The following is a 16,294-nucleotide window of genomic DNA, read 5'->3' as shown; positions in this document are numbered from 1 at the left end:
ATTTTCCCGGATGAAGGTAACTCTTATCCGAAAGAATCGGTCATTTTTGTGCTTTATATGGCATAGACAGACTACAGTCTGTCTCTTTCACCAACATCAAAAAGTATAGAGCCTATTTTTTACAAGAGAAGCGAAATGGACTAAGGGTTCGTCAGGATGTAAGTGGGTATAATTGAGGTATATCCAAAAAACTAAGATTTGGTAAGCTAAAGGCAGCAAATCATAGACCTTTTCCCTTAAGAGGCTATCACAGCTAAGTTCCTTCTTGATGGGTAAATGTGTTACTGGCTACTACTTTTGATCTGAAAATGTTCTACTGGCTACTACTTTTGATGGGTAAATGTTTTATTGGCTGCTATTAGAATCTTCTTTATTTTTTAAGGGGAGGTTTTTAGGGGAATCTTCTTTGACCAAGACTTCTTTACTTTTTCGGTAAGAATGCCATTCGTAGCTGACTCGGTAAACTTTTTCCTGATTTTGAACGGTAAGTTTCCCAGGAAGTTGAGATAGGGCTTTTGATAAATGATCAGGCGATTTTTGAACCAGGTGAAAGGCAATTTCTGACTGGTAGAAAAAGATCAGGCCTTGATATCTTTCCATTTTAACTTGATGCAATTGTAAACTTGTATATAAAAGGATGGAAAATAAGCTGAATAGAAGGAGACTAAAGGGTAAAATAAAGCCTTTTTTTAGCCAAGGGCAGCTGTAATATCCTTGCTTTCTTACACTAAAAGGGAGCCATCTTGTTTGCTTTAGTTTATGTTTTTTAGTAAGTCGGGAAGAGCCAATATCTATTTTTCTTCTTCCCCTTGTCCAATTCCAGCTGAACAATTGGTTTCTCCCCTTTCTGGATATAAGAGAATCTTAAGCGATCGATATTGTTCAATAAGACAACGTGCCCGCCTCTTGTAGAACGTCTTCTTATCATCAGTCCATCCTTACCAGAATATTTCTCGTAAAGATAAGATTTGCCTAAACCATTGCGAGGAGTTAAATAAATATCAACAGGAGAGAGCTCTTCTAGTTTATAATTAGTCATCTCATATTGGATGCGATTGACTAACCAGTGTTGGTCGAATAGCGGATCTCTAGATTGACTTTCTAGTACGCTGGGAATGTTTCGGATTAAGAGCAGGAGGACTAAGAGGGTTAGACTGTTGATGAAAAGAGCCAGTAATGATTCAAGCAGAGTGAATGCTTTCTTTCGAAGAGATTTTAGTTGAAGTAGGGGACTTGTAGTGGTGATGAGGTCAATGGATAAGCTAGGGGAAAGGCTTTTTACCCTGTTAAGAATAGATGGAAAAGCAAAGAAATGGCGTGTTTTAGATAAACTTATTTTGGAGAATCTAAGCTTAAAAAGTATCGGGCTCTTCAATTTTTTCCTCCTCATATTCTGGGGCACATTGCTTTTCATATACTTTTCGCCAATAGCTTACTTTTTCAGAAAGTTCTTGTTCTTGATGATAGCACTGCCAGATAACGGCGTAAAAACTTGTAAGGAGAAGGAGGACGATGAAGAAATTAAGATGTGCCTCCAGTAGCAAACTGCCCTTATTTTTAATGTGATTCAAGTGGAATTTCGTCACGGAAAAACCTCCCAGCTCCTAATTGAAAGCGATAGCGAATTTTAGTCTTAGGTCCTAAAATATATAAAGTAAAAAAATCAGTTGATTCTCCTTTTTCGTTAAAAAAAATAGATTTGCACCCTTTGACATAGTAGGGTTCAGGTAGGGTAACGGGGGGGATTTTTCTGAAAGATGAATTTTGACTTTTAAATGAAATCGCCCTTGCTTTTGATCCGAAGAAAGAGACGTATGTATAACGGTGAAAGATAAAAGATTCTTGTTGTAATAAGGAAATTTGACTTTCCATCTGTTTTAAGGCACTTTCTAATTGGATGCGTTGAAAGATTTCTTTAGGAGATTTTAAATTGATGCATAAGAGCGAACAAGTGATGAATAAGACAAGCAGGGCTTCAATGAGGGTGAAGCCCGCTTGCTTGATAGAAGATTTGCGTATCATTATTGGATACCTTTTTCTTCCATTTTTTTCTTTTGATCTTCTGTGATTAGCTTAGCCTTAAATAAAACTTCTGGTGTTACGGCATCTGTACTGGTATTTTCAAGTAAATAAACTTCTTTTTGAGTTTCAAAAACTTTAGTTAAAGCAGCATCTCCTTTTTTAGCAATTCTTGCACGCTGGGCTGATAAGTTTGGAATGAAAAGTAGCATTAAAATACCAACGACAAACATCACAATGACCATCTCTAAAAGCGTAAAGCCTCGTTTTTTTAAGGCTAAAAATCTTTTTTTCATCATTTCCTCCTTAATGATTTGAGCGTTAACTTGTGTGACAAGTAAAGTAAAAAGAGTATTTTGGCAATTCTTTTCTAGATAGCTTTAGGAAAATTGGATCGGACAAGGACGATAGGATCACCCCCTTTTTTAAAAGCGCTTTTAGGAAAGTTTTTTATGGATAAAGTTTACATGGCCTGATCCAACATGGTCAGCATAGGCATCAAAAGGATTAAATAGATGCCCATAATGAGCAGGGCGACTATTGAGAATAACAAAGGTTGGACAAACATGATTAAGCGTTTGCATTTTTGGGTGAAATCGGAAAAATACTTATCAGCTAATAGGCGTAATTTAGTGGCTCTTTGGCTTAATATATCTCCTTTTTGGATAACCAAAGCTAAGTCTTGACGCAAAAATGGTAAGCTTTGTAAACTTTGGCTAATGGGTATTCCTTTAATGGAATATTGGATGAGTAAGTGTGAAATAGAACGGATAGAAGGGCGTACACTAGGTTCTAGCAATTGATCCAGTGCTTCTTTGATAGAAATGCCTTGCTCTAACAAGGAACTCAATTCTAAGGTGAATTGCCAAGATAAATAATCCTCCTCTAACTTGCCAACAATTGGTAGGCGATGGAGCCATTTCAATTGAGAAAGGGTGGAAAGGGACCGGTAGTAGAGGAAAACAAGATTCGCTGTGATTAAGGCAAAAAGTAGACTAATCCCTGAAATGAGGGGGAGTTCTTCTAAGCTAAAGAGAAGAATATTGATAAGGAGGTGTTTTTGACGAATATCAGCTGTTATTAAATTTAATAGTTGGGGTAATAAGAGCCATCTCACAAAGAAAATAATGAGCGATACAATAATTAAAAGGATAAGAGGATAACACAGTAGCTGCTTGAGATGTTTAAAGGTTTTTTGACGGTAGCTTTCTTCTTGGCTTACTTGTCCTAAGCAAGGAATTAAAAAGCTGCTTTTTTGGGCTAAGGCTAAACGTCCAATATAACGTTTGGGGAAATTTAGATGGTCTAAGGCTGTAGCTAATAGCCCCCCTTTGTGAATGATTTGAGCCATCTCCTTTATGTCGTTTGCTTTTTGGGGAAGAATGATAGTGAGGAAATGTAGAGAACTATTGAGCGCCAACCCATCCTTTTGTAGTTCGTAAAGCGTTTGAAAAAAAAGAATATATTCTTGTGGAGACCAAGAGTGACGGAGTTGAACTATTTTTTTAGCGAAGGAAGAATTGTTGATAAGTTTCGTAACTAATCCTTGCTTCTTCCAAGAGCTGATCCAATTGCCCATTAAAGCTTTCCTCCTTTTTTAAAGGTGTTTGCTTTAGTAAATAAGCTTTTGCCTCTGTGGCAGTCATGAGTTCAAAAAGAACGGCTCGTTTTATTTGCTTTGAGTGATGAGAGCTTTCAGATAAAGGGATAAGTCGCTGGGAGCTTACCCCTAATAAAGATTGAATGAGCTGCTGTTTGCTAATGCCTAATTCGATGAGGCGATTCAGGACACCTATAGTGTTTTTGGCATGAATGGTTGCTAGGACCAGATGGCCAGTTAAAGCGGCTCTAATCATCATTCGTGCAGTTTCTTCATCTCGGACTTCCCCTATTAAGAGAATGTCTGGGTGATGTCGTAAGGCAGATTTAATCAAGATATCATAGCTAATGCCGGCTTGGGGATTGATTTCTGCTTGAAGATAACGCGAATCTATTAATTCTACGGGGTCTTCCATGGTGATAACCGAGCTTTTTATATGACGATAGCGATCATCTAGGAGCTGATACATGGTCGTTGTTTTTCCAGATGCGACTGGTCCTGAAAAAAGAAGAAGGCCTGATTTTTGCAGCAACCATTCTTTTAGGATTTGGTAATGTTGATCAGAAACGTAAGCTCCCTTGCTTAGTTGAAAGTTCAAATGGAGACGAATGACCATAGATTCTTGACCTTTAAAATTACTTATCGTTGAAATGCGTAGGGGGATAGTTTGCTCCTTGATAAAAAGATCCATTGATCCAGATTGTGGCTTCCTACGCTCACCAACCTGCATATCGGCTTTAAATTTGACATGATTAATTAATTGGTCGGCTATTTCTGATTTAAGATAACGAAAATGACTGGGAAAGCCGTTTGTTCGAATAGATATTTCATATTTATGTGGAAGAGGCATGAGGTAGATATCTTCACTTTTCCTTTGAATGGCTTCTTCAATAAGTTGTTGTAATAAGACTTCCATAAGGGTCTCCTTTCTAACCGAGCCAATAATAAATAACCATCAGTTAGGGAATAATGATTCCTAAAAAATGGTTAGAAAGTAATAAATATTTTAGGGAAAAGTCAAAAACTATAAAGGAGATAGAAGATAATCTTCTAAAGAAAAGGAGAAAAAGTAGATCATACAGGCTTCAGCCTAGACCTATATGTTTAGGCCAGGACGTGATATAATATGAAAGACTTAGGAGGGAGATGCCATATGAATAAACGCATTCAAACGATTAGAGAATCCTTAATTCGTAATAATCTTGAAGCCTTATTAATCACCAATCCCTATAATGTTCGCTATGTGGCGAATTTTACAGGAACAAGTGGATTTGCTGTAATCTCGAAGGATAAAGCCTTTTTTGTGACAGATTCTCGTTACACTTTGCAAGCTAACGAACAAGCAAAGGGCTTTGAAGTGATTACTTCAAAAGGGAATTACTATGACAGTTTGGCGCCTTACCTCATTAAATCAGGTATTCGTGAGTTGGGATTTGAAGCTGATCATTTGTCTTATGCTACTTATGAAGCCATAGCGGAAATTTTACCAGTTGAACTTGTACCAACAAAGGGATTGATTTTGGAAATTCGTCGGGTAAAAGATGAGGATGAAGTTGCTGCCATTCAAGAAGCTTGTCGGATAGCAGATGAGGCTTTCCACTATATTTTGACTTACATCAAACCAGGTTTAACAGAAATAGAAGTGGCTAATGCGCTTGACTTTAAGATGCGTGAATTAGGGGCTTCAGGGGTTTCTTTTGATACTATTGTTGCATCTGGATTACGGTCTGCCATGCCTCATGGAGTGGCTAGTAACAAGGTGATTGAAGAGGGGGACATTATCACACTAGATTATGGCTGCTATTATAAAGGCTATGTTTCAGATGTAACGCGTACTTTTTCTTACGGAGAACTTTCAGATCAATTAAAGGAAATACATGAAGTAGTTAGAAAAGCTCAGGAAGCTGGTATTAAGGCAATAAAACCAGGAGTTCCAGCCAGTCATATTGATGATGTAGCTCGTCAATATATCAAAGATAAAGGCTACGGAGAATATTATATTCATTCTACAGGCCATGGTATTGGGCTAGAAATTCACGAAGAGCCAATGGTAAGCTCTGCTAGTTTACATGTCTTAAAAGAAGGTCATGTGATTACCTGTGAACCAGGGATCTATATTCCTGGAATTGGTGGTGTACGGATCGAAGATGATATTTTAGTTACAAAAGATGGGCATAGAGTATTAACTACAACGGATAGATCACTCATCAATATCTCGCCCAAACAATAGCCACTTGAGGCAAAAAATGATAAACTAGATCTAAGCACATATTTATAACTAGGAGCGTCTAGGAGGATAGTAATGACCGATTTAAAAGATACATTAATAGAAAAGAAAACTGATGCAGGAGATATCTTGCTTAATCCAGATAGTATTGAAACCATTGCTTCTATCACTGCTCGGCAAGTGGAGGGAGTAAGCCATTTGATGCCTGGTATTATGGGTGAGTTTTCTGAATTTTGGACTCGGAAAACTGGGACAACCGGAGCTCACCTTAGTGGGGATCAAGATCATTTAGTTATTGACCTCAGCGTAGCCCTTTTATATGGCTATTCGATTCCTAAAATTGCTTTAGAAATTCAGGAGAAGATCAAAGAACAAATATTGAACAGCTGTGATTTGAATATTCAAACAGTTAATGTTCATGTGAAAAAGATCGTATCTGAAAAAGAAGTAGAACAACCTATTTTGGATTTGGAGGAAGAATAATGTCGGTTGGATTTTTAAAACGATCAACCATCCGTCAATTGGCTTTCCAAACTCTCTTTGCGAAAAATTTTGAGGAAAAGACTCAAGAAGTGACAGATGCTCACTTGATGACCTTATTGGAAGATGAAGGTTTTACTGATGAGGAAATTACTTCAGAGGACTTTAATCAGCGTGAGGATATCTTTTATCTGCATGCCTTGTTAAAAGCTACCCAAGATAATCAAGAAGCCATTGACCAGTTAATTGAACAACATAGTCATCACTGGTCCATTAATCGGATACTTCGAGCCGATTTGACCATTATGCGATTAGCGATAGCAGAAATGCAATTTCTTTCTAGAGAGCAAGTGAAGGATAAGGCGCCAACTCGGGTTATCATCGATGAAGCAATCAAATTAGCTAAAACATACTCGGATGAGAAATCCTCCAAATTTATCAATGGGGTACTCACGAATTTTGTGTCGCTATAATAATTGGCGCCAGCATAGTCTAATTAGGCTGTCTGGCGCTTTTTCTTCAGAAAGGGGTGGAGAATGGAAAAACCTTCATTGACAGTATCGGGCTTGACTCGGTATTTGAAATTGAAATTTGATAAGGATCCTTACCTGAAGGAGGTAACCTTAGTCGGGGAAATCTCCAATTTCCGTCCAAGACGTAATGGCCATCAATATTTTAATTTAAAGGACGATCATGCCCTTATAGCGGCTATGTTATGGTCTTATCGTTATCAAGCTTTAAAGTTTAAACTTGAAGAGGGGATGGAGGTTGTGGTCAAGGGAGAGGTCACTCTTTATGGGCCACAAGGTCGCTATCAATTATTGATTAAAGAAATGGAGCCCTTAGGAGAAGGGGCACTCTTTTTAGCTTTCCAACAATTAAAAGAAAAGCTGACTAAGGAAGGTTTGTTCGATCGACCTAAACGTCCTTTGCCACTCTATCCTAAGCGCTTGGCTGTCATTACCAGTGAACATGGGGCAGTGATACATGATATAGAAACTACGGTGGCTCGGCGCTATCCATTACTACAAATTGATCTCTATCCTGCTGCCGTACAGGGAGAAGGGGCAGATTTAACCATTATAAAACAGTTGGAAAGAATACGATTCACTCATGGCTATGATGCCTTAATTATCGGTCGTGGGGGTGGCTCAATCGAAGACTTGTGGACGTTTAACTCCGAAAACTTAGTCCGAGCTTTAGTAGATTTCCCAATACCTGTTATTTCTTCTGTAGGCCATGAAACAGACACCACCTTAGTAGACTTTGTGGCAGATCGGAGGGCAGCTACTCCTACAGCGGCTGCAGAAATGGCAACTCCTTACTCCTTAACGGATTTGTTAGCGAGTTTAAGGGAGGCAGATAGTCGTTTAAACCGTAGTATTAAACGACTTCTATCCGTTTATCAAGAAGGCTTAAGAAATTATTTAGAACGCCCTCTGTTTACGCGTAGTTCCTATTTATATGCGGATAAAATGCAAGACTTGGATCGCCTAACGGATAAATTACATTATCTAAGCCAACAAAAGATCACTAGCTTGATTCGTCCCTTCAATGATTGGCACAGGCGCTTGGAACTTCAACATCCAAAGAATCGTTTACTTCAGGCTTCTTACACTCTAGAGGAAAGAGTAAACCAATTGAATCAATTAATGAAGGAGCGCTTGAAAGACCTCAATCATCGCTTCCACGCTAAGAATCAAGCCCTTATTTTGTTGAATCCATTAGCCATAATGGAAAAGGGATATAGCTTGGTGATGACGCCGAATGAAGAATTGATTAAATCAGTAGATGACTTAAAGAAAGGTCAAGAAGTAGATGTGCATTTCCACGATGGAATAGCAAAAGCGGAGATTATCTCAAAAGAAAAATTTGAAGAAGGAAAGGACTAGCTCATGACAAATGATCAAACAAAAGAAAAATCATCCTCTACAAGCTTTGTAAAGCCTGAATCTTTTGAAGAAGGAATGAAGGAGCTACAAGATAAGGTTACTGCCTTAGAAAGTGGTCAACTTTCTTTAAATGAAAGCTTACAATATTACCAAAGAGGGATGGAATTAAGCCAATATTTAGCCAAAGAATTGAAAGAAGCAGAAAAAACAGTTACCCGAGTGATGAAGGGGCAAAGCAATGAAAGCGAGGAGGCAAGAGATGAATGATTTAGTCCAAAAAACGGTGGAATTGATAGAAATGGCTCTGTCGAGGTCATACGAAGATCGGACATCTCTATTAATGGATGGTTGTCATTATGCAATTTGCTCAGGAGGCAAGAGACTTCGCCCACTATTAGTCTTTGCAACTAACGATTGGTTGGGCGGGGAAATGAAACAAGCCTTGCCAATAGCTTTAACAGTAGAACTTATCCATAATTATTCCTTGGTACATGATGATCTACCAGAAATGGATAATGATGAATTAAGAAGAGGAAAGGCGACAGTACAAAAACAGTACGGGCATAGTTTAGCCTTGCTGATTGGGGATGCCCTTTTATCTGATTGTTGGTTACCTATTTTGAATAGTTCGGAAATTCCATCAAGTGCTAAAGTGGCTATGATGCAGACCATTTCTGATGCTATAGGGTCTAACGGTATGATTTATGGACAATTTTTGGATAGTATATCGGATATAGATAAGAGTGATATCATCCAATTAGAAAAAATGCACCAATTAAAAACTGGACGATTAATTCAAGCGGCAGCATGTGCTCCTTTTGATATGTATCAAACAAATTATTTTGTCGAGCAAAGGGTTCGCCGATTTGTTAAAATATTTGGTTTAGCCTTTCAAGTTCACAATGACTTAAAAGATGTATTGATGAATGAAGAAGAGGCAGGGAAGAATGTTTTACATGATCAAAAATTGAAAAAGGCGACTTATCCTTCCTTATTAGGTATTTCAGGAGCTCTGGATCTCTTAGAAAGCAAAATTGATGAAATGCAATTGATTTTAGAAGAATTGACTGATCATTGTCCGAATAGTTTATTGGGTCGAGCTATTTATGAACAAGCCTTAAAATGGATTGATGTTCAAGAGATGAGAGAGAAATATGAAGAAAGAACGTGTTGATATATTAGCCACTCAACAAGGACTAGCAGAAAGTCGAGAACGGGCTAAACGCTTAATTATGGCTGGAGAAGTTGTGGATTCAAATGGCCAACGCTATGATAAACCAGGAGAAAAGATTCCAGTCGAAACTCTCTTACATTTGAAGGGAAAGGGCCTTCGTTATGTTTCTCGTGGTGGCCTTAAGTTAGAAAAGGCTATGGCTAGTTTTGATGTTGAGGTGGAAGGGAAAACCTTATTAGATATTGGAGCATCAACGGGTGGATTTACGGATGCGGCCTTGCAACATGGAGCGAAAAAAAGTTATGCCTTAGACGTTGGTTATAATCAACTGGCCTGGAAACTTCGCCAAGATCCTCGTGTTATTGTGATGGAAAGGGTGAATTTCCGTTATGCGACCAAAGATATGTTTACAGAAGGGCAAGCGGATTTAGTGTCTATTGACGTGTCATTTATTTCCTTAGACCTCATATTTCCACCGCTTAAATCCATTGCTAGTGAAGGCGCAGATGTTTTAGCTTTGATCAAACCACAATTTGAAGCAGGCAAGGATCTGGTAGGGAAGAATGGGATTGTTCGTGATCCACTAGTCCATGAAGAGGTGTTAAGGCACACCATTGAAAAGGCTAGAGAAGAAAACTTATATTTAGTTGATTTAACTTATTCTCCTATTACCGGTGGCAGTGGGAATATTGAATTCCTGGGGCATTTTATCTTAAAGACTTCTCAGATGGAATGGAATAAGGATTGGGATCAAAAGATCGTAGAAGTTGTGAAAGAAGCCCATGAAAATCTTTTGCATGGCTAATGAACTGGAAGAAGAGGTGTCAGGATGTTAAAGGATTTACTCATCCGTCATTTTGCTATTATTGATGAAGTGGTGCTCCATTTTGACAAGGGCTTAACCATAGTGACAGGGGAAACAGGTGCAGGGAAATCTATTTTGATTGATGCTGTTCACTTGTTACTAGGTGGTCGAGCCAATAAAGAAATGATCCGTTATGGCTATGATAAATCTCTTATTCAAGCTTCCTTTAGCCTTAAAAAAGCTAATAAGGTTGTGGAAATAGCAGAATCTATGGGGATTGATCTAACAGATGATTTGTTGATTATTTCAAGAGAGCTATCTTTAAAGGGAAGTAATTTGATTCGGGCTAATGGTTTGATGATTACGCTTAGCCAGTTAAAAGCATTGATGAGCCCATTTGTTGATATTCACACCCAGTTAGCCCATCAGTCTATCTTTGATGAAAAAAGTCATGGGGGCTTATTGGATGCCTATGCTGGTGAAGAATTTGCTTCACAACTTAAGGCCTATCAAAAGCATTATCTATCCTATAGGCAGTTAGAAAAAGACTATAGGGAATTAGAAAAAGAAGACCAAGCAGACCTCAAGCAAGTGGATTTCCTAAAATTTCAAATCAATGAAATTGAAAAAGCTGATCTTAAAGAAGAGGAAGATAAGCAATTGGAAGAATCTTTTCGTCAATTTAGTCATTATGAAAAGATTACAAAGTCTTTATCTAAGGCACTAGAGGCTCTAGGAGATGGGTCAGAGCGCCCAAGTGTTGTGGATAGTTTAGGAGAAAGTCTAAAATGCCTAGAGGGGCTAGATCAAGACCTGCCAGAGCTATCGAAATTAGTTCAGCAAATTGAGGAAGTATACTATAGCCTACAGGATGCCGAAAGTCAGTTGAACCAACTTTTCTCTTCTCAATATTTTGATGAAGAAGAATATAATACAGTTCAGTCACGTTTATTTGAAATTGATGGGTTAAAACGTAAATATGGACAAAGTATTAAAGAGATTCTCGCTTATCAAAGTGAGGCGAAAGCACAAATTGCACGATATGAAAATCGTGATCAAGTTTTAAAAGAAATCGCTGAGCAAATGGCTAAAGAAAAAGCAGCTGCTCTTGATCTGGCTAAGGATTTAAGTCAAATTCGTCACCTTATAGCCCATCAGTTGGAAGAAGATGTTCGATTGCAATTAGCCGATTTATATATGGCTTCTGCCGACTTTAAGGTTGTTTTTACAAGAAGTGAGTTAAAAATAGATGGGAATGAGACCATTCGTTTCGATGTAAAAACCAATAAGGGCGAGCCTTTTAAGCCTTTAAGTAAGGTGGCTTCAGGTGGGGAGGCTTCTCGTTTACTTCTTGCTTTAAAAGCTATTTTGGCTAAAAACATGGGCTTTTCAACGATGATTTTTGATGAAATTGATACTGGCGTTTCAGGGCGAGTGGCGACAGCTATTGGGGAGAAAATGGCAGCTATTGCGAAATCTAGCCAAGTTTTGGCTATTACTCACCAAGCTCAGGTAGCTTCTTGGGCGGATCATCACATGGAAGTTTTAAAAATAGAAGAAAGTGACCATACCTCCACTCAAGTTTTAGACTTATCACAAGAAGAACATATAGAAGCAATAGCGAAGATGCAAACGGACTCTACCATTACAGAATTAGCAGTTCAACAAGCCAAGGAACTAGTTGCTAGTGCCAATGAACGTAAATTATTGCTAGGAAAGAAAGTGTGAAAAGATGACGGATGTATATGCTCATCGGGGGAGTCGAGGGACTCATCCAGAAAACACCTTACCGGCCTTTCATGCGGCGGTTCAATCAGCTTGCGAAGGTATTGAATTAGATGTCCACCTATCTTCAGATGGGCAATTGCTGGTTATACATGATGAAAAAGTTGATCGGACAACGAATGGCCAGGGATTGGTTAGAGATTTTAGTTTAAAAGAAATAAAAAAATTAGATGCGGGCTCGTGGTTTGATGATTCTTATACTTTTAAAGGTGTGAAGATTCCAACTTTACAGGAGGTCCTAGAAGCGCTAAAGGATTGGGGCTTTAAGGGTAAACTCAATATCGAAATCAAAACAGATAAAATAGTGTATCCAGGTATAGAAAGAAAATTGGTCGATCTTGTTCATTCAGATGCTTGGCCTTTTCAAATCATTTATTCGAGTTTTAATCCTAAGTCTCTCAAACGTTTGCGCCTTTTGGATGCTAATGCCCAGTTAGGCTATTTAGCTTCTGATATCAATTTTTTAACCAAGATGTTTTTACGTTATTATCACAAGGATGCTTGGCATATTTCCTATCGGATGATGAAAGAGTTTTCGAAATGGAAAAAGAATTATCCTTTTGCAAGGCCTTATTTGGAAGCTGCTAAATGCCGTGTTTGGACGATTAACGATCCAAAGAAGATGCGAGCTGTTTATTCTTTTGGAGCGGATGCCATTATCACCGATTATCCAGAAAGAGCTCTAGCCCTTCGATCAGAGATAATTTCAGAAAAGAAAGATCTTATCCTTGAAATGACGTCTAAAGGAAATCAAGAGATTAAGTTGAAAAAGGATGAAGGGGATGTCTAAGGAAGAGTTAATTGTCATTGCTGGGCCGACTGCTTCAGGAAAGTCTGATCTTGCTATGCAGCTTGCTAAAGAAGTTAATGGGGCTATCATCAATGGAGATGCTATGCAAGTTTACAAGAAAGTCGAGATTGGAACCGCTAAGCCCAGTCAAGAAGATCAAGAAGAAGTCGACCATTATTTAGTGGATTGTTGCAATTGGGATGAAGACTTTAATGCTTTTCGCTTTCAAACATTGGCCTCGCAAGCGATTGATGACGTTTGGCGTAAGGGGCAAGTTCCTATAGTTGTAGGAGGGACGGGTTTATACTTACAAGGTTTGATTGAAGGTTTTTCTTTTGGGCAAGAGCGAAAAGATAGTCTTGATCTGCCTGTAGATCAAATGATGAAAGCTGTTTTATCAGCAATTCCAAACTTAAAGATAGAGGATTTACAAGGAAATGATCGGCGTATTCGTCGCTACTATCAATTGTTGAGTGAGCAGGGTGAGTTAGCAGGTCAAGGGAAAAGGACATACCCCTTATCTGCAGCTGTTTATATTGATCGAAAACGAGTAGAGCTCTATGATCGTATTAATCAGAGGGTAGATCTGATGGTAGAAAAAGGCCTTGTTGAAGAGGCAAAATGGCTTTTAAAGGCCTTAGAAGAGGATCCTTCTTTGGGTCAAAGAACTTTATTTCAGGCAATTGGCTATAAGGAACTTTTCCCCTATTTAAAAGGACAAGAAGGGCTAGATACAGCTTTAGATCATTTAAAACAAGCAACAAGACGTTATGCTAAACGGCAGCTCACTTGGTATAGGAATAGAATGCCTTACTTAGACCCCTTAGAGCCGGAACGGTTTGAGAAATGGATAGAGGAAGTAAAGGTGAAATTAAAGCAATAAGGGGGGCTAGAGATGGAAAAAGTTATTATTGTTCATATTCAAACGGATCAGACTGATCAACAGTTTTCTTTAGAAGTTAATGAACTTCAAAGACTGGTTGAAACAGCTGGAGGAGAAGTGGTACTCACTTTGACTCAAAAAAGACAGGTCCTAGATTATAAAACTTTAATTGGGCGAGGAAAACTAGATGAGCTAGGTCGATATATAGAAGAGTTAGAGGCGGAAAAAGTCATTTTCTATCCTAGCTTAACTGCTAGGCAACATCTTTTAATTGAGCAGGAATTATCGATTTTTATCATGGATAGGGTGCAATTGATTCTCGATATTTTTGCTCAAAGAGCTTCTTCAAAAGTTGGTCAGTTACAGGTTGAATTAGCCCAATTAACCTATCTTTTGCCTAGGATTATGGGGCAAGGCAAGCAACTGTCTCGTCTCGGTGGTGGTATAGGGACAAGAGGACCTGGGGAAACTAAGCTTGAAGTCGATCGGCGCCGCATTCGGCAAAAAATCCATGAAATTGAAAGAGAATTGAATAGTTTGGGTCAACATAGACGTAGGGCACGTGCCAAGAGATCTCAAGTGGTACCCTTTCAAATTGGATTAATTGGTTATACTAATGCAGGGAAATCTACCTTACTGAATGCTTTAACTGATGCTGGGACTTATGAAAAAGATGAACTCTTTGCTACTTTAGACCCTTTAACGCGTAAAAAGCGGCTGCCTTCTGGTTTAGAAGTCACTATAACAGATACGGTAGGTTTCATTCATGATCTGCCAGATATGCTTTTAGAGGCCTTTCAATCTACTTTTGAAGAAAGCCAAGAAGTTGACCTTTTTGTTGAGGTGATTGATGGAGCAGATCCTCTTCATCCTTTTTATGAGGATACTGTTCATAGCTTGTTAAAAGATCTGGAAATGAATGATCGCCCACTTGTCTATATTTATAGTAAAAAAGATCTTTTGAAGGGGGAAATGGAAGAGACGGCTTTTCCTTCAATACAGGCAAATTTACACGATAAAGAAGATCAAGAAAGGATTCTTTCTCTATTAGAAAGTCAAATTCGTCACTTATGGCAGGCTTTTGATATTTTTGTAGCAGCTAAGGAAATGGGCAAAATTGAAAAGTGGAGGCCCTATATTATGCTGGATAGTTGTCAGTTTGATGAAAATAAAGAAGCTTATCGGATTAAGGGTTACGCCAATCATTGGTGGAGTAGGCGCTTAAATGAACTGTCCTTAAATTAGACATAGGGATAGAAATAAGAGAATAAGCTTATTTGACTGATTCCTTTTGTAGGTCTATCTTATAAAACTTAGGGATACAACTTTAAGGTTTGTAGACTTTGAAATGAAGAATGAAAGTAGATTGCCTCGCAAGTATAAAAATGGCGAATGAAGTATAGCTTGATGAAGTCAAAAAAAGCCTTGAAGCGTATAACTTCAAGGCTTTTTTTCTACGTTCCAAGAGGGATTCGAACCCCCGACCGTTCGCTTAGAAGGCGAATGCTCTATCCTGCTGAGCTATTGGAACATCCTTAAATTATTATAGGGGAAGATGGCTGTCCTGTCAAATAAAAAAATAAATTTTCTGAAAATCTCTTCTATGAGCTAAAAATAAAAGGCTAATACTTAACTTTTCTTGTCCTCATCCGCTTAGCATGGTAGGATAAACTTAGACAAGTGATGGGGGGATCTAAGTGAGAAAGCGTAATATATTGAGTATAGTGTTCATATGCTTGACCTTTTGGGCTATGGGGTTAGGCTTTCGAATGATGAAAAGCCTTTATGAACAAAAGAAAACTATTCATTTAGCAGCCTATACAGATTTAGGGTCTTTAGATCCTCATAAAGCTCTTGATACAGATTCCATTAACGTTTTACTGAATACTCAAGAAGGTTTATATCGTTTAAAGGAAAATGGCTCTTATATATTAGGCTTGGCTAAAGAGGAACCAATTGTTTCTAAAGATCAGTGCCGTTATACTTTTAAGTTAAAGAAAGTCAAATGGTCTGATGGAAAGCCACTGAAAGCAGAAGATTTTGTATTTGCGTGGAGACGTTTAGTTGACCCACGCACTAAATCTCCACATGCCTATCTATTAGATAATATTCTAAAAAATGCTAAGGAGATTCGTTTAGGTAATAAACCAAGTCAATCATTAGGGGTTTCAGTTAATGCTAAAGGTGAACTAGTCATTGAATTAGAGCATCCTGTTCACTATTTAAAAGCTCTTTTAGATCAACCAGCCTTATATCCTTTAAGGAAAGATGCTATAAAAAAAGCAGGAGGATCATTTGGCGATGATGCGAAATTTATTCCATCGATTGGCCCCTACCAAGTTAAAAATTGGAAAAAATATCAGGCCTCATGGTTGTATGAAAAAAATAAAGAATATTATGACGCAAAGCATGTCAATCAAGATCGCGTTCAAGTCAAAGTTTACCCTAGTTTAACATCGGCATTTAAGGAATTTAAAAGAGGGAAATTAGATCTTTTGCCTGAAGTTGGGGATAGGTTGATGGACTTAGCTCCATCTTATGATTTAACAATTGCTCCAGAACAAAGTGTTTATTATTTACGTAAATTTCAAGTACAAGTTAGCCACCCCCTAAATTTTTCACAAAGGGAGAGCTGTGGC

General features: G+C 38.2%; 19 protein-coding genes and 1 tRNA gene. 13 read left to right on the top strand and 7 right to left on the bottom strand.

The window, feature by feature from the left end; all coding sequences use genetic code 11:
• Positions 1–345: 345 nt before the first annotated feature.
• Positions 346–600: a hypothetical protein gene (locus tag D3H64_RS10150; RefSeq protein ID WP_147429913.1), complete on the bottom strand. Its 255-nt coding sequence runs from the start codon at positions 598–600 to the stop codon at positions 346–348.
• A gap of 166 nt (positions 601–766) precedes the next feature.
• A complete protein-coding gene (locus D3H64_RS10605; protein ID WP_370448463.1) occupies positions 767–1,117 on the bottom strand; it encodes a competence type IV pilus minor pilin ComGF in 351 nt (116 codons plus the stop codon).
• A gap of 121 nt (positions 1,118–1,238) precedes the next feature.
• Between D3H64_RS10605 and D3H64_RS09360 the strand changes: the two genes are divergently transcribed.
• Positions 1,239–1,541 (top strand): hypothetical protein, encoded by a 303-nt coding sequence (locus D3H64_RS09360; protein ID WP_121565958.1) that lies wholly within the window; start codon positions 1,239–1,241, stop codon positions 1,539–1,541.
• A 16-nt stretch (positions 1,542–1,557) separates the two neighbouring features.
• Here the strand turns inward: D3H64_RS09360 and comGD are convergent, their stop codons facing one another.
• From comGD to comGA, 4 genes are all read right to left on the bottom strand, one after another.
• The gene (gene comGD, locus D3H64_RS09355; RefSeq protein ID WP_121565957.1) at positions 1,558–2,022 is read right to left on the bottom strand and encodes a competence type IV pilus minor pilin ComGD; all 465 of its coding nucleotides are present in this window, start codon (positions 2,020–2,022) and stop codon (positions 1,558–1,560) included.
• The gene (gene comGC, locus D3H64_RS09350; RefSeq protein WP_233554935.1) at positions 2,022–2,315 is read right to left on the bottom strand and encodes a competence type IV pilus major pilin ComGC; all 294 of its coding nucleotides are present in this window, start codon (positions 2,313–2,315) and stop codon (positions 2,022–2,024) included. Before comGC ends, comGD begins: the two co-directional genes overlap by 1 nt.
• Positions 2,316–2,482: 167 nt before the next feature.
• Positions 2,483–3,598, bottom strand: coding sequence for a type II secretion system F family protein (locus D3H64_RS09345; RefSeq protein ID WP_121565955.1), 1,116 nt, complete (start codon positions 3,596–3,598; stop codon positions 2,483–2,485).
• The gene (gene comGA / locus D3H64_RS09340) at positions 3,525–4,535 is read right to left on the bottom strand and encodes a competence type IV pilus ATPase ComGA (protein WP_121565954.1); all 1,011 of its coding nucleotides are present in this window, start codon (positions 4,533–4,535) and stop codon (positions 3,525–3,527) included. Before comGA ends, D3H64_RS09345 begins: the two co-directional genes overlap by 74 nt.
• 237 nt (positions 4,536–4,772) lie before the next feature.
• On the opposite strand from comGA, the gene D3H64_RS09335 reads away from it, so the two are divergent.
• The 11 genes from D3H64_RS09335 to hflX all read left to right on the top strand — a co-directional run bounded on the left by D3H64_RS09335 (position 4,773) and on the right by hflX (position 14,900).
• Complete coding sequence (locus D3H64_RS09335) at positions 4,773–5,849, top strand: Xaa-Pro peptidase family protein (RefSeq protein WP_121565953.1); 1,077 nt, start codon at positions 4,773–4,775, stop codon at positions 5,847–5,849.
• A gap of 72 nt (positions 5,850–5,921) precedes the next feature.
• Complete coding sequence (locus D3H64_RS09330) at positions 5,922–6,329, top strand: Asp23/Gls24 family envelope stress response protein (protein WP_121565952.1); 408 nt, start codon at positions 5,922–5,924, stop codon at positions 6,327–6,329.
• Positions 6,329–6,799 carry a transcription antitermination factor NusB gene (gene nusB, locus D3H64_RS09325; RefSeq protein WP_121565951.1) on the top strand — a complete coding sequence of 157 codons (471 nt, stop codon included), beginning with the start codon at positions 6,329–6,331 and terminating at the stop codon, positions 6,797–6,799. Before D3H64_RS09330 ends, nusB begins: the two co-directional genes overlap by 1 nt.
• A 63-nt stretch (positions 6,800–6,862) precedes the next feature.
• Positions 6,863–8,218 (top strand): exodeoxyribonuclease VII large subunit, encoded by a 1,356-nt coding sequence (gene xseA, locus D3H64_RS09320; protein WP_121565950.1) that lies wholly within the window; start codon positions 6,863–6,865, stop codon positions 8,216–8,218.
• A gap of 3 nt (positions 8,219–8,221) precedes the next feature.
• Entirely contained in the window at positions 8,222–8,485 is a 264-nt protein-coding gene (gene xseB, locus D3H64_RS09315) for an exodeoxyribonuclease VII small subunit (protein WP_121565949.1), read from the top strand.
• Positions 8,478–9,392, top strand: a complete 915-nt coding sequence (locus D3H64_RS09310; protein ID WP_158589276.1) for a polyprenyl synthetase family protein — start codon at positions 8,478–8,480, stop codon at positions 9,390–9,392. The genes xseB and D3H64_RS09310 overlap by 8 nt, the downstream gene beginning before the upstream one ends.
• Positions 9,373–10,197, top strand: a complete 825-nt coding sequence (locus D3H64_RS09305) for a TlyA family RNA methyltransferase (RefSeq protein ID WP_121565947.1) — start codon at positions 9,373–9,375, stop codon at positions 10,195–10,197. Before D3H64_RS09310 ends, D3H64_RS09305 begins: the two co-directional genes overlap by 20 nt.
• Before the next feature lie 24 nt (positions 10,198–10,221).
• Positions 10,222–11,925: a DNA repair protein RecN gene (gene recN, locus D3H64_RS09300; RefSeq protein WP_121565946.1), complete on the top strand. Its 1,704-nt coding sequence runs from the start codon at positions 10,222–10,224 to the stop codon at positions 11,923–11,925.
• 4 nt (positions 11,926–11,929) lie between these two features.
• Positions 11,930–12,772, top strand: coding sequence for a glycerophosphodiester phosphodiesterase (locus D3H64_RS09295; protein WP_121565945.1), 843 nt, complete (start codon positions 11,930–11,932; stop codon positions 12,770–12,772).
• Positions 12,765–13,655: a tRNA (adenosine(37)-N6)-dimethylallyltransferase MiaA gene (gene miaA / locus D3H64_RS09290; protein WP_158589275.1), complete on the top strand. Its 891-nt coding sequence runs from the start codon at positions 12,765–12,767 to the stop codon at positions 13,653–13,655. The genes D3H64_RS09295 and miaA overlap by 8 nt, the downstream gene beginning before the upstream one ends.
• Positions 13,656–13,667: 12 nt before the next feature.
• Positions 13,668–14,900: a GTPase HflX gene (gene hflX / locus D3H64_RS09285; protein WP_121565943.1), complete on the top strand. Its 1,233-nt coding sequence runs from the start codon at positions 13,668–13,670 to the stop codon at positions 14,898–14,900.
• A 212-nt stretch (positions 14,901–15,112) separates the two neighbouring features.
• On the opposite strand, the gene D3H64_RS09280 is transcribed toward hflX, so the two are convergent.
• Positions 15,113–15,186, bottom strand: a tRNA-Arg gene (locus tag D3H64_RS09280).
• Between the two features lie 238 nt (positions 15,187–15,424).
• Between D3H64_RS09280 and D3H64_RS09275 the strand changes: the two genes are divergently transcribed.
• On the top strand, positions 15,425–16,294 hold an 870-nt coding region (locus tag D3H64_RS09275), incomplete at its 3' end, for an ABC transporter substrate-binding protein (protein WP_233554934.1).

Source organism: Atopobacter sp. AH10 (genome assembly GCF_003664595.1).
Lineage (GTDB): Bacteria > Bacillota > Bacilli > Lactobacillales > Aerococcaceae > Atopobacter.
The sequence above is the reverse complement of the archived record's forward strand: the minus strand, read 5'-3'. Positions and strand labels throughout refer to the sequence as shown.